This window comes from Acidimicrobiia bacterium (genome assembly GCA_040289475.1).
Lineage (GTDB): Bacteria > Actinomycetota > Acidimicrobiia > ATN3 > PSLF01 > PSLF01.
Map to the genome: position 1 here is coordinate 1 of PSLF01000022.1, position 19,893 is coordinate 19,893.

The 19,893-nt window shown below is 53.4% G+C and carries 16 protein-coding genes; 8 read left to right on the forward strand and 8 right to left on the reverse strand.

Going from position 1 to position 19,893, the window contains the following annotated elements:
* The coding region (locus C4318_08920; GenBank protein MER3455252.1) for a hypothetical protein at nt 1-2,825 on the reverse strand (2,825 nt) is incomplete at its 3' end.
* A gap of 449 nt (nt 2,826-3,274) precedes the next feature.
* On the opposite strand from C4318_08920, the gene C4318_08925 reads away from it, so the two are divergent.
* Nucleotides 3,275-3,952: a DNA-binding response regulator gene (locus tag C4318_08925; GenBank protein ID MER3455253.1), complete on the forward strand. Its 678-nt coding sequence runs from the start codon at nt 3,275-3,277 to the stop codon at nt 3,950-3,952.
* Nucleotides 3,925-4,587: a DNA-binding response regulator gene (locus C4318_08930; protein MER3455254.1), complete on the forward strand. Its 663-nt coding sequence runs from the start codon at nt 3,925-3,927 to the stop codon at nt 4,585-4,587. The genes C4318_08925 and C4318_08930 overlap by 28 nt, the downstream gene beginning before the upstream one ends.
* Here C4318_08930 and C4318_08935 read toward each other — a convergent pair.
* From C4318_08935 to C4318_08950, 4 genes are all read right to left on the reverse strand, one after another.
* Nucleotides 4,554-5,546, reverse strand: a complete 993-nt coding sequence (locus C4318_08935) for a hypothetical protein (protein ID MER3455255.1) — start codon at nt 5,544-5,546, stop codon at nt 4,554-4,556. The two genes, C4318_08930 and C4318_08935, sit on opposite strands and share 34 nt — an antisense overlap.
* 149 nt (nt 5,547-5,695) lie before the next feature.
* The gene (locus C4318_08940; GenBank protein MER3455256.1) at nt 5,696-6,106 is read right to left on the reverse strand and encodes a hypothetical protein; all 411 of its coding nucleotides are present in this window, start codon (nt 6,104-6,106) and stop codon (nt 5,696-5,698) included.
* A 174-nt stretch (nt 6,107-6,280) separates the two neighbouring features.
* Nucleotides 6,281-7,024 carry a hypothetical protein gene (locus tag C4318_08945; GenBank protein ID MER3455257.1) on the reverse strand — a complete coding sequence of 248 codons (744 nt, stop codon included), beginning with the start codon at nt 7,022-7,024 and terminating at the stop codon, nt 6,281-6,283.
* A 167-nt stretch (nt 7,025-7,191) separates the two neighbouring features.
* Complete coding sequence (locus C4318_08950) at nt 7,192-8,064, reverse strand: recombinase RecB (GenBank protein MER3455258.1); 873 nt, start codon at nt 8,062-8,064, stop codon at nt 7,192-7,194.
* Between the two features lie 501 nt (nt 8,065-8,565).
* Between C4318_08950 and C4318_08955 the strand changes: the two genes are divergently transcribed.
* From C4318_08955 to C4318_08970, 4 genes are all read left to right on the forward strand, one after another.
* Nucleotides 8,566-9,867, forward strand: a complete 1,302-nt coding sequence (locus C4318_08955) for a hypothetical protein (GenBank protein ID MER3455259.1) — start codon at nt 8,566-8,568, stop codon at nt 9,865-9,867.
* 7 nt (nt 9,868-9,874) lie between these two features.
* The gene (locus C4318_08960) at nt 9,875-10,360 is read left to right on the forward strand and encodes a hypothetical protein (GenBank protein ID MER3455260.1); all 486 of its coding nucleotides are present in this window, start codon (nt 9,875-9,877) and stop codon (nt 10,358-10,360) included.
* Between the two features lie 71 nt (nt 10,361-10,431).
* On the forward strand, nt 10,432-11,205 hold the full coding sequence (locus tag C4318_08965) for a hypothetical protein (protein MER3455261.1): 774 nt from the start codon (nt 10,432-10,434) through the stop codon (nt 11,203-11,205).
* A gap of 76 nt (nt 11,206-11,281) precedes the next feature.
* Nucleotides 11,282-12,655, forward strand: a complete 1,374-nt coding sequence (locus C4318_08970; GenBank protein MER3455262.1) for an aminodeoxychorismate synthase component I — start codon at nt 11,282-11,284, stop codon at nt 12,653-12,655.
* On the opposite strand, the gene C4318_08975 is transcribed toward C4318_08970, so the two are convergent.
* The 3 genes from C4318_08975 to C4318_08985 all read right to left on the reverse strand — a co-directional run bounded on the left by C4318_08975 (nt 12,633) and on the right by C4318_08985 (nt 17,227).
* Entirely contained in the window at nt 12,633-14,087 is a 1,455-nt protein-coding gene (locus C4318_08975; protein ID MER3455263.1) for a hypothetical protein, read from the reverse strand. The two genes, C4318_08970 and C4318_08975, sit on opposite strands and share 23 nt — an antisense overlap.
* A gap of 22 nt (nt 14,088-14,109) precedes the next feature.
* On the reverse strand, nt 14,110-15,594 hold the full coding sequence (locus C4318_08980) for a peptidase C69 (protein MER3455264.1): 1,485 nt from the start codon (nt 15,592-15,594) through the stop codon (nt 14,110-14,112).
* A 109-nt stretch (nt 15,595-15,703) separates the two neighbouring features.
* Nucleotides 15,704-17,227 carry a hypothetical protein gene (locus C4318_08985; protein MER3455265.1) on the reverse strand — a complete coding sequence of 508 codons (1,524 nt, stop codon included), beginning with the start codon at nt 17,225-17,227 and terminating at the stop codon, nt 15,704-15,706.
* Between the two features lie 125 nt (nt 17,228-17,352).
* Here C4318_08985 and C4318_08990 point away from each other — a divergent pair, with 125 nt between their 5' ends.
* Both C4318_08990 and C4318_08995 read left to right on the forward strand, forming a co-directional pair.
* Nucleotides 17,353-18,909, forward strand: coding sequence for an acetolactate synthase large subunit (locus C4318_08990; protein MER3455266.1), 1,557 nt, complete (start codon nt 17,353-17,355; stop codon nt 18,907-18,909).
* 143 nt (nt 18,910-19,052) lie between these two features.
* Nucleotides 19,053-19,667, forward strand: a complete 615-nt coding sequence (locus C4318_08995; GenBank protein ID MER3455267.1) for a superoxide dismutase — start codon at nt 19,053-19,055, stop codon at nt 19,665-19,667.
* Nucleotides 19,668-19,893: the final 226 nt, after the last annotated feature.

Below are 19,893 nucleotides of genomic sequence, written 5' to 3' on the forward strand. Positions count from 1 at the left end.
ATCATGTAAGCAAAAAAAGGATCCTTGGCGGAGCCCAAGGAGGTGTGGGGTTCATCGACCCATCCGGTTTTTCCGTGCTCATCTTCGTATCCAGAAGCACGATCTAAACTCTTGGATCCCAAACTCCGCCTATTTTGTGTGGGCGATGAGCTTGTACTTTTCGTCGAGGCAATCGAGGTACTGCCTCCAGCAGCGACAAGGCGGCTCTCAGATAGGCCGACAACTTCTTGAATCGCGACGTCGCTCGCTGAGAGGGCGTCGGCGTCTATCCGAAGAGAGCGAATGTTTTGGCAGAGCGCATCTAGCTTTTTCATGCTTTTGCGAATCTCGACTAAGCGATCGAAAACCTCCCGCATATCAAAGGACGCAAGATCTGAGCTCACCTTCTCTATTTGGGACTCGATATTTGAAAGAGAGCTCTCGGTAGAGCGGATTTTGAGATCTATACCAGAGACTCTCTCTTCTAAAACCGCTTCAGGAGAAGCAACCTCTAAATTCTTCCAAGTGGGATTGGCCTCTTCGAGCTCCGACAAACGAGACTCTATCTCGATAAGCTCTCTGCGCCACTCCTCCGCTTGCTTTCCTCTGCAAACCTCTTCCAATTGCGCTGTGAGGTGAGAGCGCGCGGCGGACAGCTTTCGCTCGAGCAGCGCGGAATCTCTTAGGCGGGCGAAGGTCGCGATCCGCTCCTCTAAAGAGCCGGTATCGCATCCCTCGATATTAGAGAGGAGCGTCTTCAATCGTCTCGTGAGGTCGTCTCGTCGAGCCCTCCCCTCTTCGAGCTGCTCTTTGAGTTCCATATAGGGCTCGAGTTTGGCGGATAGCTCCGCAAAACGGCGGTCCAAATCTTTTTTCTTGCGCCACCCTTCGGCCAAGAGTCTGAACTTTGACCAGGCCATTGCCGGGTCGGATTCGCGAATTCCTAGAGGGTGGAGTCGCGCCAGAAGTTCCGTGGCGGCCGCATCTCGCGCTGCTTTTAGCGATCTGGCGACTTCGGAGGCAACTTCTGCCTCTCGCCTTATTTCCACCGCGGCCCACACTCTGCCTTGATGGGCCTCAAGTTTGTCTACCAAAGACGGCAGGTTGTTTGTCGAGATTCCAGCAGCCTGTATGGATAGCTTCTCCTCGGCCTCGGCAAGCCGAGCCGCTAGGTGAGCGACCTCGGTTGTAGCAGACACGAGGGGCTCGACCGCCTTCCGCGCAACAGCTGCTTTCTCGAGCTCTTCGTACAGCTCATCGACAGAGGCAACGCCCTCCTCGGCAAGCAACCATTTTTCTGTACTCCTGCAATTGGCCAAAACCTGAGTAGCCCGCCGTTTCTTACGTGGTCGGTACCACGGGATCATAGCCGCTGTCTTTTCTGCTTCCTCCCGCGCAAGCCTGGCTGCTTCGATTGAGGCGAGCCTCTCTATCGGCGTGTGGAGGATACGAGTACTAGATATGGCATCGGCGAGCGAGGAGGAGGCTAAAGAAGCGAGTTGTGCCTCCACGGCTTTCTTGGCGTCCTGTCGCCGTCTGTACGCTGCTTCTACCTCGGATGCAGCAGCAGTTCTCGCGCGAAGTCGAGATCTCAGCTTGTCTGCTGTCGTGACCAACGAGAGGCGTTGAATATCCTCGGGAGGATCTCGGTCTAACTCGCCGGCATCTGTCATTGCCTGACTTGCTGCAAACTCGGCGGCTTCTGCCTCGGCCGAAAGGCGCCGCCACTCCTGGTACACCTTGCCCACCACCATTTCGAGCTCTGGACCAATTGGGGGCGCTAGGTTGAGTAGTGAGAGTTCCTCCTCTACCTGAAGGAATTCTCGCTCTAGGGCTTCGATCTCGCTTCTTTCGGAGGGCACTTTCTTCAAGACGTGTTGAAGCTGGGAGCGCGCCTCTGCGAGCTGAGCTATCAGCTTTTCCACCTTAGGAGCCAATTCGAGAGCTAGTTCCGCTGCCGGAGTTGGGGGATCCGATCGAAGCTTTTCGAGCTGAGCAATAAGATCGTCTATTCTCTCCACTCTTTTGGAGATGCGTTTGTGCTTGACCCTCAATAGGAGGTACTCGGTCTTTTGGCGCTCCTGGTAGAGCTGTTCTAATACCTGTCGCTTCTTGGCGGCGGTTGCATGCAGCCGTTGCAGCTCGATGTCGAGCGTTCGGAGGTTTCTAGCTCTGTATTCGGCGTCGAGCTCAAGGGCGCGCAGACGATTAGCTGGGGAAAGCAGAGGTATTGGCGGAGACCATTCTCTGCTGGGATGTCCATTGATCGCGTCTACCGCTCGCTCTTGGATGTGCCCAACTGCGTTCGCAGCTCCTGCCTGAAGTGCCGCCTTTTTCGAGGCCCTCAGGGCCTGGGCTGGTGAAGATGCTGCTAATTTTGAGTCGGGCACGCCAACGCGCACGAAAGACACGAAGCTTTGGAACGTTGTCTTTTCTCCGACATATGCACCGTGTACTCCGACATCTTCGCCAGTGTCGAGGTCCGTTCTTCTTAGCTTTCCGCCGACGAGATCTACTGCAACTCTCAACGCTCTTCCATCGGATGTCTCGTAGTCGAGCAAGGCTGAGACAAAGGGAGGATGATTATCCCGTCGAGTAGAAGAAGGCTTAGGCTTAGTGATTGCAAAAATGGATGCAGGATTTCGCAGAAAGCCGGAGTGTGTGTCTTGACGAACTCTGGTCTGGGGAGGTAGAGGACCTCCGAATGTCGTAAAGAGCGTGTCAGAAAAGAACTCTCTTAGTTCATCGTCTGGGAAAACGACTACAGAAAGACCGGGGCCAAATTCGACAACGAGTTGTTGCCCAAGACCCGCCGGCGGCGAGATCACGATCTCTAGGAGCCTCATCGGTGTGGATCCTTTCCCGCGCGCTATGTTTCATTCTCACGTTACGGATCCGCCCGGAAGCAGTCTGTGCTATGCACAAAACCGCCTGGCCCCAACGGCCTATATTGTTGCACTTTCTCATAGCGAACGGGCGCATTTGCCTACTTATCCGTTCCAAGCCTTTGCTCAAGTCCAGGTGAAATGTGTCGATACACAGTTGAGGGCCGGGGTCGGGCGAGCATAGCCAGGTATAGAGGAGCTCGCAGACTACGCTGCTGGAACTGGCAGAATGTAGATCTCCGAGCTAGCTGGCGCACCACCCGACCAATAGCGCAACACGTGGCGGGCTGAGTCGAGGCCAATCGGATTGCCGGCTTGTAACAGCTGCTGGGGGTGGCTCGTGCGACCCATAGCGACAAACAAGCTATGCAGTGGTGGACGAGCAGAATGAGACAGGGAGTAAATTCCCGATGGCCTTGACGGTCCTTGTTGTCGACGACATTGAAGTTGCGCGCGCAGGACTCGTGGCAGCGCTTGAGTCGGGCGGATTTGAGGTTGTTGGCCAAGCCGATTCGGCTGAGGTAGCCGAAGAAGTTGCTCGCAAAACACGGCCAGACGTTGCTGTGTTGGACCTCCGTCTACCCGGCAGCACCGGATTTGAAGTTTCTAGACGAATAGCTAGGGTTAGCCCAAGTACTCGTTTCCTCTTCGTCACTGCTCACGAAGGAGACCTTAGCGAAGACGACATTACCGAGGCCGCATTCCATGGTCTTATTCTGAAGACCGCTACCCTCTACGAGCTGTATAGAGCTGTTGAGCAGGTGGCGGCTGGAGACCCCGTCCTCGACCCTACGATTGCCAAGACATTAGTTGGAAGATTGTCTCCAGGTGAGTCATTCGGGCGCGTAACGCTTACTCAGCGTGAACGAGAGGTCTTCAAGCTTCTGAGCGAGGGGAAAGGGGATATCGAGATATCCCAATCCCTCGGAATATCTCCACGAACTGCCAAAAATTACGTGTCGAGAGTACTCCACAAATTGGGATTGAGCCGGCGCAGTCAAGTACCAGCGTTTGCCGCCGCGACACGAGAGTTGACCGACAGCAGAGACCGGACACAGCAGTGGACAAGATCAGAATCGCTGTTGTAGACGACCATCCGATCATCCGAGAGGGTGTTGCAGAACTTGCCACGACGTGGGAAGACGTAGAAGTAGTGGCTACCGGCGCAAGCCCGCGAGATGCTCTAGCGATAGCTTCGACTACTCTGCCCGATGTGCTGCTGCTCGACTATAAGCTTGGGCGGGGTACCTCGGCGTCAGTTTGCCGAGAGATTTCGAAAAGTTTTCCTAGCGTGAAGATCATCGTTTTTACGGTCTTCGGAGATCCCACTACAGTTGTAGAGATGGTAAGAGCGGGCGCAGTGGGGTTCATGCTAAAAGATTCGGAGGCGTCCCAACTCCACCTAGCAATTCAGCAAGCCGCACGCGGCGAGTCGCCAATAGATCCCAGGGTGACAGCCACCATAGTCGAAGCTGCTCTGGCACCGATCGGATCGGCTTCGGGCAGGAACGAATTGGACATGAGAGAGAAAAAGCTGCTGGGAATGGTAGCACTGGGGCTTTCGAACAGAGAGATTGCGGACCGGTTGTTTGTCTCGGAAAAAACGGTGAAAAATAGCCTGACCAAGCTGTACAAGAAACTGGGAGTCTCCCGAAGATCTGAGGCTGCGGCAATCGGGGTAAGGCACGGCTACCACAAATTGGTAGATGACGTATCTGTTTGACCCGTATTTATGACAGTCGAAAGTGATGCCTTCCCGGTGTACCTAGGTGAATCGGGTGCTCTGCTGAGCGCCCTTTTTAGGAACCCCTCTTGGCTTTCTCGCAAAGACACCGAAGCCGAGGTCGACCGTACCGTAGCGGTGAGCCCAGCAGCAGAGGCGTGCAGCACTCGCTCTACTGCGTACGCCAATCGAAGTTCTCTTGCTACCAAAGCTCGCTGCACGTGTGAAGTAAGCACTACAAAACGAAATGCTCCTAAGTCAAAGGCTTCTTCCGAGTCTTCCAGCTCTGCTCTCAGGCTCGTACCGACCCGCCTGAGAATTGCGTCGGCAGTAAAAACCGGCTGGGAGCTCAGGTAGATTTCCAATCCTTCGATGTACAGACTCACTGTGGAAAGAGGGCTTTGGCATCGAAGGTGACGCTCCCACCAGCGGTCATAGGCATCCCCAAAGGATCGGCGGTTTCCCAATTCTGTAACGGGATCCTGAGCTGCTATTTGAGCTAGCCTTCTGCGTTCTGTCGCTTCTTGAAGGCGCTTGTCCACTCGTAGCCTAAGTTCCTCGATCGAAAATGGCTTCGGTAGATAATCGTCCGCACCCAGTGAAAGACCTTCTACTCGGTCGAACTCTGAGGTCCTGGCGGTGAGAAGTATGATTGGTGTTTTTCGTGTCTTCTTATGGTGTCGGAGAAGAGAGAGAGCCTCAAATCCATCCATTCGCGGCATCATCACATCCAAGATGATGAGGTCTGGCTGAATCTCGAAAGCCAAGTCCACAGCAGCGCGTCCATCGGAAGCTTCGAAAATATCGTGTCCTTCTAATGCAAGGGCTGTAGACACCAGCTTACGAACATCGTCTTCGTCATCAGCAACCAAAATGTTGGCTCGCATGACCCTTCTCCAGTTCCTGATTGCCGCAATGTTACGGTGTGTGGCGATTGGGCACGGTCTTCGAGTACGCATCCTCGAAGAACTAGCTCCAATATTTATGGATGCTGTCGTGTGAATAATCGCCGCACTGCCCGGATTTGCTTAGGGGTACAGGTCCCGAAGGACGAAGGGTCTAAAGTCCCGAAGTTTATGGGATCAGGGTGGGCTCGAGGTTACCCTCGCTACTCCTCGCTGTGTGCGCGAGCCAGCGAACGGATAATCTGGGCGAGACCTTCGATGTCGGCCGATTTTTCTACAACACTGTGAAATCCTGCCTCCGAGGCAGAGGCCGCAAGCTCACTAGAGGCTGTACCTGTCCAAAGGACCAGCGCAGACCCGGGTGCCCTGTTGCGGAGATCCTTTCCCAGTTCCAGTCCGTCTCTCGAGTTGAAATGGCGGTCTACCATCACAATGTCTGGCTGATATTCATCTAACTGCTTGGCCAATGTCTCCACCGACTGAGCGGTTGCAACGATCTCGATATCGGGTGCAGCTAGCGGTAAGGCCGTTTCTATGAGGCGCAGGATTGTAGGGTCATCGTCGGCCACTACTACTTTTATCGAGTTGGAGGTGGGGGAGTCCGCCACTATCACTCCAAGCGTGTGCTTTCAACCCTATCAAGCCGAAACCCCGGTTCTACACGCAGAACGTGTCCAGAGAAGTGTTCCTGTGAAATAGTTCGACATCTGTTGCTTCGAGCTTGATCGTGGTGGCTCTCGGAAAACTTGGCAATCCAATTGTGCCTGCCGGTGCAAGTAGACCCACATTTAGTAGGTAAATGTCTCGAAACGACTGCTGTCGGATGCCGCGTAACGAGCTACGCGTGACTCTATTTCGGACGCCTTTACAATCGATGCTACCAGCTCCGACATGACAGTGTAGGGCATGGCGCACATAACTTCTGATGATGGTAGACCAGTTCTGACCCTACTAAGCATGCAACCTAGGCTCACCGCGGGACGGCGCATTTCCTTAGCTACCGGAACGATATGACACTGAGGTTTACCCTCTATGATCAAGTCCGGGATAGCGTCGTGGATTACCATCATCTGTTTAGCATTGATTCGTAATAGAACGACATCTGGTTGAAGATGCGTTTGCGACAAGGGACCATAATAGACAAAATCATAATGTCTGCTAATCACAGGAAGGTCTAGCTCACCTGGTTCTCCCAGCCATCCACACTCGCAAAGCTCCCTTATGTCCTCATTTGATTCAACTTCTTGCAATTTTTTAAATCCATGCGTTACAGAACCAATGGAGCAATTACCATGATCCTCCGGTACCGTGTAGAAAGACCTTTCTTCTGCAAGCTTCCAAAGGACACAGCCTGCTGGTACTCGCCCTCTTCTCCCATCGCGGGCAGGTTCTGACATTGGTGCGTCAAAGTGTGTAATTCCCCGTGGAGCTTCATCTAAAAAGGCAATCGCGATTGGCTCGTGATCGAGCTTGAGTGCACGCGTAATTTCCTTTGTTAGCGCAACGTTCTTGTCGAGGTAATGCTGGTTCATATATAGCTCCCGATATCTAGCTTTATCGCTAAGACGCTATCTTTATATCGACAAAAACTCCTCCACCAACACCCCCCTGCATACCAACTATAGCAAGCAGCCCACTGGCTCGCCAAGTTGACTTTTTATGCTGCTGTTCTTACGCCCTTGTTGTTATGGTTACTCACTTAAAAAGCTGGGCAAACTCTCCTGAAAGAGCAGTAGTCGCATAAAGGACCAGGGTTTGGTCGCCAATCTCCAGTATCTAAAGCTTTTTTGATTGCGTCAGCGACAGCGGTAATCAGTTTCGAGGTAAATGCAATGGTAGCATCGGTTACATCTTCTTCTATAACCTCAGCATCCTGAAGGTAAAAAAGCCGGATGCGTGGAGGCTGATCTGTTAATTTTCCTAACTTCGCAAGAATAAGCGAGTAAAAGCGAAGACCGAAAAATGCATCCCGCTCGTAGTTCTTTGGGGGGGCTGAGCCTGTTTTGTAGTCGGTTATTAGGAGGCGTCCCGAGGGAGAGCGCTCCAATCGGTCTATTACTCCTACAAGCTCAGTTTGAGAAGCGCCGTTTACATCCTCGTCTCCTGTACTCAGGAAAAGCACAGCGCTGACCCACTTTTCGGTGGCAAGTGGCTCCACCGATGCTGGATCTTCCAGCTTGAAATAGTTATCCAATAGTTTTTCCCCCGCTGACCTGATGCGTTCGGTCAGTTCGTTTGTGCTACTCGGAGGGCAAGAGGTCCGTAAATTCGGAAAATTTGAGCCCTCCTCAGAGATAGCTTCTTTACCGAGCGATTGGGAAAGCTCTTTGATGTCGCCTCGGTGATAATCAAGTGAATCCAGAAGCGATTTGGATGCTGCCTCTCGCGTGCGCTCCGATGCGGGCAACGCGAACAAAAGCTCCAAGGCTTTGTGGACTATCGTCCCGCGTAGTTGCGGTTCTGAAGGAGGTTCGGGTAGTCGGTCTACTACGCGAAACTTATACAGTTGCGGACACGTTCTGAAGTCAGAAGCCCTTGATGGCGATAGTCGAAGTTTCGTTACCATAGGCATAAGAGTAAATGAGGACTAGGATAAATTTGCGAATTTCGGCAGCAGAGCGCCCTTTTGCCTCTGCGACCTCGGCATAGATCTTTATCTTGTAAAAGCAATTACAGAGATCCCCCCAAAAAAGGAAGACCCCGGACCAACCTCATGGCGTGAAGCGTTCGATAGGCCCGGGGCTTCCTTTGCCGGACGCTTACCTTAGTAAAGGTAGAACCCGGCGGATAGCAGAGGCTGGAGCCGCCTGCTAGATGGAGCGAACACCTGCTCCAAGGTCGCCGTTTTGCAAGGAGTAACCCTCCCGCGCCGGCGACCGCTAAAAACTACTGCCAGAAGACTCACGTGTCAATGGCGTTACGAAAACCCCACGTAATAACGGATTTGTCAACGCCGAAATCAAGGAAGACGCAGGGCCCGCCCATCCAACTTGTGGATAATTCTCGGAGACTTAGACAACAGGCCGTATTTCTGACGAAAAATCGTGACTTTTTGAACAAAGGGAGGCTGTCAATGCTAAAGAGGCGTCCGCTCCCAGAGGGACTTTCTCTTGCGGGGAAAACGCTCTCTAGCGAGAATCTGGTCTTCTCGCCTCGAATGGTGTTCATGGAGCCTGGCGATCCCAGCCGGCGATCTTATTCTCGGTGGAGAACAGGATTGCATAAAAGCGGTGGCGCGCCACCCTCTCGCTACTTCGAGTCTTGGGACGTCGCGGTGTTCGCGAAGAGTCGTGTGTTCTTTTTCACTTTGGGGCATTGCAAAGCACGAAGCGGGTCTACTCAGGTAAGCTTCGCCCGTGCCGAAACATTGGATCCCTCCGGAGCGCAAAGAATTTCCCAGATGGGCATGGAAGGCCCTATCGAATCCAAAGGTGGTCTTGAACTTTCAGCTGAAGCAGCAAGCTCCACAAACGGCCAAAGAGCTGCCTTTTCGACGAAGCGAACTCGGTTCAAGCTGACAGCTTATGAGGGAGGAAAGGGTACAGTATTTCTTTGTCCATGGAGAAGTCAGGGAAAGATTCTTTCCCGTAGTGGGGAGTCGTCCTGGGAAGGGAAACTCGAAGGTAGCATAGAGTCAGGTGAATGGGACCTGATTACACCCCAGCTTCCGCTTGCACCGAGAAGATGGGTCTGCTATGCGAGCGCTCGCAGCCCCCGCTGGTTCACCGGTCAGTTCGCCTCTGAAGATTTTGAAGAGGGAACGCGTTCTATTGTCGAATGTTCTCGTGCTCCCACTTTGCTGATGCGATCTTGGGGAACGGCACACCCCGTAGCGTGGGCGAGGATAGCGGGGACATTCGTATTCAAAGACCATGCGCTCTCATCGAGCTGCGAGCCACCTCTATTTTTATCGGGAGCTTGGGTGAAGATGGGCCGCCTAGGAGTACTCGGACCCCCGGTACCAAAAACCTTTTTTGCACTGCACTTTTCTGAAGAAGCTGTTGCCAGGGTAGGTCTTCCCGGACGAAGAATCCAATTTAATGCTCTTCCGCGTGCTTTTCTATCTTCTTCCTATCTCCGTTTTCCCCTCTGGGAGGCAAGGTTGCTGAGCCGAAATTTGGTGGCAACCGTGTCAGTAGATGCCTCCAACTCCGATCTTTATCAACAAGAGATGCCCGATCCGGAGGAAGCCGGTGTGTTCATGTCCCGTTTTCCGTTTGCCTCGATTGAGGTAGCTCTTGAGGCAAGATCCAAGGGGCTCTGGAAGCATGTGGCGACTGCAACGGCGGTAAATGCTGTAGTTGAGTTCGGGGGCCGTGAGCCCCTTCCATATCTGGCTCTGCTTCCCAAAGAGCATGCGTTAGGGATGGAGTGACGATTAGGTGTCAGAGGACTACGAGCGTGTGGTTGCGGTGGCCAATCGGCACTGGATAAGCCTCTCTAGCGCCATGGTTTGGGCAATAGTGATAGGCCTCCTCGCCGGTGTTATTTTCTTTTTGCTTCCTGCTGGCGTGCGAAGCGCGCCGTACTTTCCTAGGTCGATCGCTGCGGCTGGGGCTGTTCTGTGGGCGATTGTTTCGGCTTCTAGGGTGTCGGAGTGGTCCAGTACTGTTTACGTCGTTACTCCTAGGCGGATCGTCATGAGGCGTGGCCTACTCCGTAAAAAAGTTACCGAGGTCGGGCTCGAGCAGGTCGGCAGGTACAGCGTCTACCAGGGGATTTTGGGAAGAGTGCTAGGGTACGGAACGGTTCGCGTCGAGTTGAAAAACGGATCTTGGTGGACTATGAGAAGGCTCGCCCGCCCGAGCGTGCTGGTAGACGGCATAGGTAAGGCAATACGTGAATCTCATTATCGCAGAGGGGATTAGGATTGAAGGGGAAGTAGGTACCCCAGCGAATCAGGCGTTCGCATTCGTAAGACAGCGGGCATAGTACAACGGTGCGAATCGTATCCCTTGTCCCGTCTCACAGTGAGACGCTAGTAGCCATTGGGGCAGCGGATGCGCTAGTTGGTGTCACTAGGTATTGCCTCGCGGCTCCATTGGTAAAAGAACTCAGAGTTCCCGAGGTTGGGGGCACTAAAACTCCCAGAGTAGCCGAGATTGTCTCTCTCCGTCCCGACGTTGTCGTCGTATGCAACGAAGAGAACCGTATAGAAGACGTTGCTGAGATCTTGGCGTCGGGCATCGAGGTTGTCGAGGTGTCTCCTCGCTCCATAGAGGAGGCTATGGAGGGCGTGTTGCGGCTAGGCGAGCTTACTGGGTGTCGGCGTAAAGCGAGAGAGATTGTCGCGGAGATCAAGCGAAGCGTTGCTGAGGTAGGTGAGATAGCGTCTACTTGCATGGAGGCGCTGCAAGACACTTACATTTACTGCCCGATATGGTACAGGCCGTGGATGTCTTTTGGACCTGACACCTACTGCAACGCTGTTTTAGAAGCCTGCGGCGGCAACAACGTCTACTCGAGCATTTCGCGCGAACGATACTTCGAGACCGACCCCAAAGAGGCAAGGATAGGAGGTGCCAAAGCCTGCCTACTACCTACTGAGCCTTTTAGATTTGGCAATCGCCACAAGAAGATGCTTCAGAGCCTTATAGGTCCCACAGAGATATTCGACGGGTCTGCCCTCACCTGGTACGGAGCGAGGACCCCTTGGGGATTAAAGACAGTATCGGATGCCCTCCTAAGGCTCGACGCCGAGATTTTGGCGTGATTCCCCTACTGTCTAGACTCCAATCATCGCCTCGAGACGACGTTTCTGACTCCGGGGGAGGGAGAGAATTCTGGTGATGCCGCCAATGCCGCTCCGGGATGCTTGCGCAGCAGCCAGTCATGCAGCCGAGTTCGGAGCGGTTTTTTACTCGGGGGCTATCGGAGGATGGGCCCCTGGGTCGTTTATGCTTTCCTCGCCAAAAGCAATGTTCCAGGTTTCTATGGGAGAGGAAGTCGAGCCACAGGAAGGATCAAGAGCCTCAATTTTTAAAAAGCTTGAAGAGGCCGTTCACTCGGAACCAGACTTAGTTTGGGCGGGCTTCATCTCATATGACGCTGGAAGGTTCATCGAAACAATCCCATCGATCGCCGCTAGAGATCGACCGCTGCCTTTCGTGTTTTTCGTAGGATACGACTCTGTGATTCCGGTGATATCCGAGGAAAATCGGGCTCCCAATGCATCTGCGAGGTTTGATTTTTCTACAAATCATAGGGCCGGAAAATTAGATATGGATGGCCCTTCATGCTTGGCTTCGCTTGAGGAACTCCCGACTGGCTGGAAAGAGTCACTCGGTCGGTCCGAATACGAAAAGGTTGTGCTTGATGCTCTCGAGCGCATAAAGGCTGGCGATTTTTACCAAGTGAATGTGGCCCGCCGTATTTCGGCTCCGTGCCTGCGTGATCCCAGGGAAGACGCTATCGACGCGTTTGTGTTTGTGTGCGATGTTTTACTTCCTCCAAGGGGGTGTTTCCTCGCTTGGAACGATGCTTTTGTGGTCTCTGGGTCGCCCGAACTGTTTCTTTCTGTTACTGGTCGCAACGTCTTCACCAAGCCAATAAAAGGAACGTTTGGTCGGTGGAGGACACGCACGGCCAGTGATCTGGATGTCGGCAGGCTTCGGTTACTCACGAGCGATAAGGACAAAGCGGAAAATGTGATGATTGTCGATTTGCTCCGCAATGACCTGGGAAAAATCTCTGAGTATGGGTCGGTAAAAGTGCCTGCGCTTTTCCATGTAGAAACATTTCCTGCAGTGCATCATCTGGTATCGACCGTGACGGCAACTTTGCGCAAAGATGTGTCATTGGCTGATCTTCTGGAGGCTACTTTCCCTGGAGGATCGATAACCGGAGCACCCAAAGTCGCCGCTATGCGCTTCATTGAGTCGGTCGAGAGAGTCCGGCGCGGTGTTTATACGGGTGCTATAGGCTACGTAGACCCATCACATAGATTATCCAACTCGTTAGGGATGCAAAACACGGCTCCGACAATTGAATTTAGTGTGGCAATTAGGACTTTGGTCCTTTGGGAAGGGTGGTGGGATTTGTGGGTTGGAGGTGGCATCGTCGCCGACTCCGATCCCGTCGTCGAGTGGCAGGAGACAGTGGAAAAGTCTAGGGGTCTGGTACCAGTCCTAGCGGGTTTTACTACTGCGCCTCCGAGACCGTAGACATGTTGAATTCTTTTACCGTGATCGGCGGCGCAGACACCCAACATCCGACGTCGTCGAACTCTCTCGGAGTTGCTCTAACCGGAATACCGGCATCTATTACAGATGCCAGCATGGTAACGGGGCTCTGATTAAATCTGAAGTTGTTCACCTCGGCTCTGATTTTTCCATCCTCTATCAGATAGATACCATCCCGTGTCAATCCGGTGAGCAGGCCCGTTTGAGGGTCGACCTGTCGTATGTACCACAGGCAGTTGACGTATAGACCCCGCTCTACATTTGCGATAAGCGGAAGCGCCTCTTTGAGGCTGCTACCTGCTCCTATAGACCGCTCGCTCGCCTCGTTCCCGCTATTAGGGCTCCCCTCAAACGCCAATAGCAAGTTAGACACCATAGGCGAGGGCCTAACCCCCTTTGTGTTCGCATACTGTCTGGTTGACACCAGTGAAGCTTGGACACCCCGGTCGATCCAGATAACCTTGTCAAGCGGATAACCGTTGTCAAAGACAGACTCTAAACTGTGGGAGGCTCCGGTTACGACAAAGGGAGCGCATTCGACTCCCTTTGCGTAGGGATCCGACCACAATGAAATCCCTTCCGGGTAAAGTGTTTCTCCTAACCTTGACCCCCCCTTTTTTCTATCGGAAAAAACAGTTTTTCCCTCGTCAGCATCGCGTAATGACATCATCCAGTACATCCATAAAAGCATGTCTGCAACACAGCTCGGCGACAGTACGCAAGTGTATTTTCCGGGCTCTATTTGTCGTGCCTCTTTAACTGATTCCAGTAATTCTCTACAGTCGGCGAAAGCACCTTCAATATCTAAGTGGCTTATTTCTCTTCCTGTCCGGCCTGCCCATACTGATCTCGAATAGTCTTCAGGCTTGGTCGTAATTCCAACGTGAGTTTTTGACTCACAATACCCCGCCCTGACACCGGTTGAAATTCCGAGATAAATGGCTTCTTGTGTATAAGAGGTGTAGCCGAAAGTTAGAAAGCGCGAGTCTCTAGCAGCCGCAAAAATCTTATCTACCGCAGGAGTCGCAGTGTCAAAAAACTCTAGTGAGTCTTTTGGCTCGAAGTGTTCATTAAAGCTTTCTCTGAGTGAAAGTGCCTCTTCTGGCCCGACCAAATCAAAGTAATCAGGTGCTTTTTTGGAGCTAGAAGCAATCTCTTCTGATCTCTTTAGGAGCTCAATAGCCTCATCAAGGCTACTAATGTCCCCTCTACATGTTCCATATGCCCCATCAACTATGGAAACGACGCTCAAAGAGGTCGAAGAAGTCTCCCCCGATGTGGTTAGCTTGTTGGAGGCAAACCGAATGTTCGCCTCATTACTTTGATGCACTATTACTATTGTGTGGTCTGATGAGCGCCTCGGTAATAACGCCTCAACAAGTTCTTGGGGAGATGGAAGTGTCGGAGACGTCATGATAATCCCAACATCTCTTTGGTCAAGGGGACTTTGATGTGTTTAGTACATTTATGTTTCGAAATAGCGCTACTGGAGCGCCATGACTTACCGGCGCGACCTGTCCGGGTTGGCCCTTTCCGCAGTTAAATGCCCCGCCCAAGACATATGTGGATGGACCCCCCACAGCTGCACAAGAGTTCCAAAACTCAAGGGTATTTCCCTGGTACGCTACGTCTTTCAACATTGAGCGAATCTTTCCGTTTTCAATCAAGTAAAAAAGCTGCCCCGTAAACTGAAAGTTGAGCCGCTTCATATCTATACTCCAAGAGTTGTCCCCCACGATATAAATCCCGCGATGCACATCGGAGATGAGGTCTTCCAAGGAGATATCCTCACTTGCAGGCTGTAGCGATATGTTTGCCATCCGCTGAATAGGCATGTGTTCCCAAGAATCTGCGTAGGCACATCCATTAGAGCGCGGGTAACCGAATGCCGCTGCGATCTCCCTGTTGTACTGGTATCCAGTGAATTTGCCCTCTTTGATGACATCCCAGCTCTGACTCTCGACCCCGTCGTCGTCCCATCCAACAGTGGCCAAGCCGTGACGTTGAGTTCTGTCGCCGACTACGTTAACCACTTCGGATCCGTACTCGAGGGCGCCGAGTAGATCGGGCGTGGCAAAACTCGTCCCAGCGTAGTTAGCTTCGAAACCTAGGGCACGGTCGAGTTCGGTGGCGTGGCCTATTGATTCATGGATAGTGAGCCAGAGGTTCGTCGGATCTATAACGAGGTCGTATCGGCCTGCTTCTACGGTGGTAGCGGCCATTTTCTCTTCCAGCTTTGCTGAGTGTTCTTGCGCTGCCCGAATAAAATCATACTCGTCTATGAACTCGTACCCCCGTCCCGAGGGCATCGCGTTGGATCGTAGCTCGACCAACTCTCCTTCGGGAGAGACTGTCGTTGCCGTAAAGTTCGCCTGTATCCGTACCCGTCTTTGGAACGTTCTTGTCCCCTCGGATGTGGCGAGAAACTTGACCTCTTTTACCTGTTCCATGTAGGCGCTACAGAACTTCGCCACCCCACCTTTTAGCACGATGTCATTGACTTCCAAAAGGTAAGCTACCTTACGGTCGAGAGGTACATTGAAGGGGTCTACTTCGTATTCCGATTCCCATTCCCCAGAGTGTGGATCCTCGGGGGCTAGCTGAACTTTGTATCCACTGATGCGGGCGAGAGAGGCTGCCATCTTGCAGGCGCGATCTGCAGCGCGCTTCGCTGCTCGTTCGGATAGCTCGTCAGATGCCGAGAACCCCCAAGCCCCTTCGACTAGCACTCTCACGGCGAACCCAGTTGTCTGAGAATCAGTGACTCTCTCAAGGTCGCGTTCTTTTGCCTCGAGAGCTTGGCGCCTGTGAGACTCCAATCTAAAGTCGGCGTAGCTCGCCCCGCTGCGGGCCGCAGTGTCTAGGGCAGCGTCCATCAAGTCTTCAATGGGAATGCCGGAAAACTCCTCTGCCACAGACATCGCAAAAAGCAGGATCTCACCACAAGACTGCTCTGTGCAAGCTCGTGGAGAATCGATGTTTTAGTACTGACATGACCGTGTCGAGAATGCCGCGCTATTTGCGCGTCTCTCATCCGCCTGCATTGCCCAGATCTGACGCTATTTTTTTAGCGAATTGAGCAACGCGTATTCCAAGAGGAGCAGCCGCGTAACCTACCGCACCACAGACCGTGAGCGCAGTAGCTAAAGCTGAGGCTGGAAATCCCAAAAGGTCCCAAACAGCTGCAGCTGCGTGCGGAATTCTCCTGTCGCACCCTACTTCTCTCGGAAGAGGCGCTCGAACTTGAGTACCGGCAAGTTGCGTCGCAAAGTGAAGCGATGCCTCAAGGAGATGTTGACCGAGAGCCGGAGCTGAGCAAAACAGAGCATTGTCATTCCAGGCACTGCGTGCAGCAAGGCCCAAGTACGAGCTTGGTGGGTAGATCAGGTATCCGATCTGGTCTGCCACCATTGAGCACACTACAGTAGCTGAACCCGGAGCAATCGATGACATCTGAGTTTCCAATTCCCACTGAAGGTTGGGATAAGCCTCGCCCGGAAATCCGAAGAAATAGACGTTTCCGACTCGTACCACTCTCGATGTCGTTCGCGCTACTGGCAACGCTGTGGACAGTCCGGGTCTCTTTGTTACGCGGCCTAACGCTTTCGCAGCAGCCAGCATTGCTATGTTTGTTATCGGGTGTTCGACGGTGTCGTTTGCCCATTCGAGTGTACGCCTGACCGCTTCGCTTTCGCGAGCCCGTCCTGTCGCCGAGAGTGCTTGAACGGTTTGGACTGTCGGTGAGCCGATGTCAGTGACTGAATGTAGATTTTCGAGTAGGGGACGGAGTTGAGTTTCGAGACTGCGTGCGTACTGCCGGACAGCTCTTTGGGAGCCATCCCCACGAATCTTGGGCTGGGTTCGTCCTAGAGATCCGGGGATCACGAGAGTTGTTCCACCCGGATCGGACTCTAGCAGAGACGAAAGTTCCCCAGGCCAGTCGGGAGTGAGATGATTACCGGATGCCACGGTAGGGTGAGCGGAGAAGACGACAATTCGCCCAATGGGTATAGCGGCTTCGGATCGTGCCTCTAGAACGAAGATTCGCTCCTCGATTCGATCATGCGGTGCAGTTCTTACCTGACTCCTCAAAAGTCCTCTGGTGTTCGTCACACCAAAGCTGACCTTGCAAGGCTTCGCATCACGGGAAGCCGCATCCACGGCGGCAATGGCGCCCTCAATGAGCTGAGTTGCATACTCGTCGTCTAGCCCGCCCCATAACCCAGTCGAATCAGGACAGCAGTGCGAGTGTGAAGACGCTCCAAAGAGAATCTGCAGGTCCGGTACCCTATTCTTGAGCTCTTCTTCTATGGCTCGGAAGCCAAACCATTCCCTGGTGGTCTCATAAGGGAGCCCCTGGGTATCGAGGACGAGAAAGGACACGGATCCGGTGCTACCGCCGTGTTGTCCTAAAGACTCCCGGAGAAGCAACGCTCGAGCGAAAATTGGAGCGGAGAGGTGGGTACATCGGCGCAAGGGCCCTACGCCATATCCGCCGAGGAACACTGGGTTTTTAGGGGTTATGTCTATGACTCCAGAACCAGCTTCCAGCATTGCTCTCGTGTCAAGATAACAGCTCCTCTCAAGCGTCAAGCGCGTGCAGAGATAGACAGCTCTCAGATTGCGCGGGGCATCTTGATAGAGTGTAAGAATCTCAGGCGATCTAGGCTGGAGGAGCGATGACCAAGACGGCGGGACAGCTAATGGCCGAGGCGGCAAAAGAGCTCGGCTTCGAGCTTGTCCTAGCAAACTCGGGTACTACAGAGGTGCAATTCGTCGGCGCGTTCGTACCGGTTTTTGGAGACAAATTCGTGTTGTGCTTGCACGAAGATGTTTGTACGGGCGCAGCGGACGGATATGCTCGAATAACCGAGAAGCCAGCTTTGGTGAATTTGCACCTGGGCCCGGGATTAGCTCATGGGCTCTCTAACATTCACAACGCCCGTCGGGCGGAATCTCCGATTGTGGTGATCATCGGGGATCACGATGTCGCTCACCGGGATGCAGATGCCCCTCTCACCTCCGACATCGAAGCTCTAGCAAAACCGTTCTGCCAATGGGTTCGTACGACAAAGGATCCCCGCTACATCGCCCGTGATCTAGCCGACGCCCTTTATGGCGCCTTGTATCCCAAGCCTGGGATCTCCGCCCTTGTTGTCCCCAACGATATATTGGCTCGCCCAGTAGATGATCCTAAGAGGGCTACGTTCAGCCGCTCGGCGGCTCCGCCTGCCGATGACAAAGCTATCGGTTTGGCAGTAGATCAGTTAAAGAGGGCGAGAAATCCTTTGGTAATCGTGGGGGGCAGGACAACGGGAGAAGCTGGACAACGGGCGGCCTGGAGAATCGCACGCGCTACGGGGGGATCGGTCGCGTCAGAAACTTTTCCGCCGGTCCTGGCGAGGGGCGGCGACATTCCGCCCATAAAGCGGTTGTCATATCCCGGTCCTGTTGCTCGCAAAGAACTGGAGCCCCACGACCTCATTTTCTTGGCTGGTGTGTCTGATCTTACCCCCTTTTTCTCCGACAACGTAGACCGGACACTCCTCCGGACGGGCGAAAGAACGGTATTAGTCGCCGACCTAGCACCTGCTCTGCCTGGCGCGATCGGGTTATGGGGAGACCCGTTAAAAACCCTTTCGGTTATAGCTGATGAGCTTGGTGGAGATTTCCCCGTTGTTGGTCCGAGTCGGAGCGAAATGGGCGGAAGTTCAGTCGGAAGGGCGATTGCCGACGGCTTAACGGAGGGGGCGGTTGTAGTAGACGAGGCTATTACGAACACGTTGGGTCTATATGCGGCGCTGGAAGCTGCACCGCGACACGACTATCTCACCATAAAGGGAGGATCATTGGGGGCAGGCATTCCCGTGGGACTGGGTGCAGCACTTGCCGATGCGGGCCGCAAGGTGGTGGTCGCTGTAGGGGACGGTACTGCTTGCTACACTATCCAGGCATTGTGGAACATAGCACGGCTCGGGGCAGACGTGACGATCGTCGTTTTCAACAATGGTAACTACGACATCATCGCTTACGAGTTGGCGAGGGCCGGATTTACGCCGCCTCCCAAACAAGCAGTGCGCTTGGATCCAAAGATTAACTTTGCGCTGTTAGCAGAAGGCCAGGGTCTCACAGCTCTGCGGCTTGAATCTCCCGACGAGGCGGCGATTACCGAGGCAGTTGCGGCTAAGGAGCCTATACTTGTGGATATAGCGGTCCCTTCTATGTTTCCTGCCTAACCGAGAGCCGGGGCGCCACTTGCCAGCTGGGTTGGCATAATTGATCAAGCACGATATTGGGGCGTCTTAAGATCCCCGGTGCACGGTAGGCTTCCGGAACTAGTTATTACTCAATCACCGACTAGAAGAGCTAAGGAGGATCTATGCCTTACGAGCTGCCATCTCTTCCCTATTCATACGAAGCACTGGAACCGCACATCGATGCCCAAACTATGGAGATCCATCACACCAAGCACCACCAGACGTATGTAACGAATCTCAATGCAGCGTTGGAAAAGCACACGTACTTACAGGATGTTCCGATTGAGGACATTGTGCGTAACATCGCCAGTGTTCCAGAAGACATAAGAGTTGCTGTCAGGAACAATGCTGGCGGACACTACAACCACTCTCTGTTTTGGCAGATGATGGCTCCTGACGGAGGTGGGGAACCAGAGGGTGAGATCGCCAAGGCGATCTCCGATACCTTCGGGGGCTTCGAGTCCTTCAAGGATAGCTTTACTAAGGCCGCGCTGACGCGCTTTGGCAGTGGGTGGGCTTGGCTTAGTGTGGACGCCTTCGGCAAGCTGAGGCTTGAGAGCTATCCGAACCAAGACAGTCCGCTTATGGACGGACTGCATCCTGTGCTCGGACTAGACGTGTGGGAGCACGCCTATTACTTGAAGTATCAGAACCGCCGCGCAGACTACATATCGGCGTGGTGGACTGTCGTGAACTGGCGATACGTCGATCAGCGCTTGCATGAGGGAAGAGGATAAAACGCTTACGCGCTTTTATGATTCCAAGCTGACCGCGTCGCGTCACCTCTTGTGTTAGAATCGACCGATTGGGCTAGATCACCCAAGCGCTTTGGAGCTCGATTAAGAGAAAAGCTGGGCTTGGCCCCTCCTTTTTTCTAGGTCCTGACTTCTGAGGGCGGAATAGCTCAAGGCGTAAGGCCGGAAAAAGGAGGACACAATGACCGGGCGCCGCTTTTCTCTAACT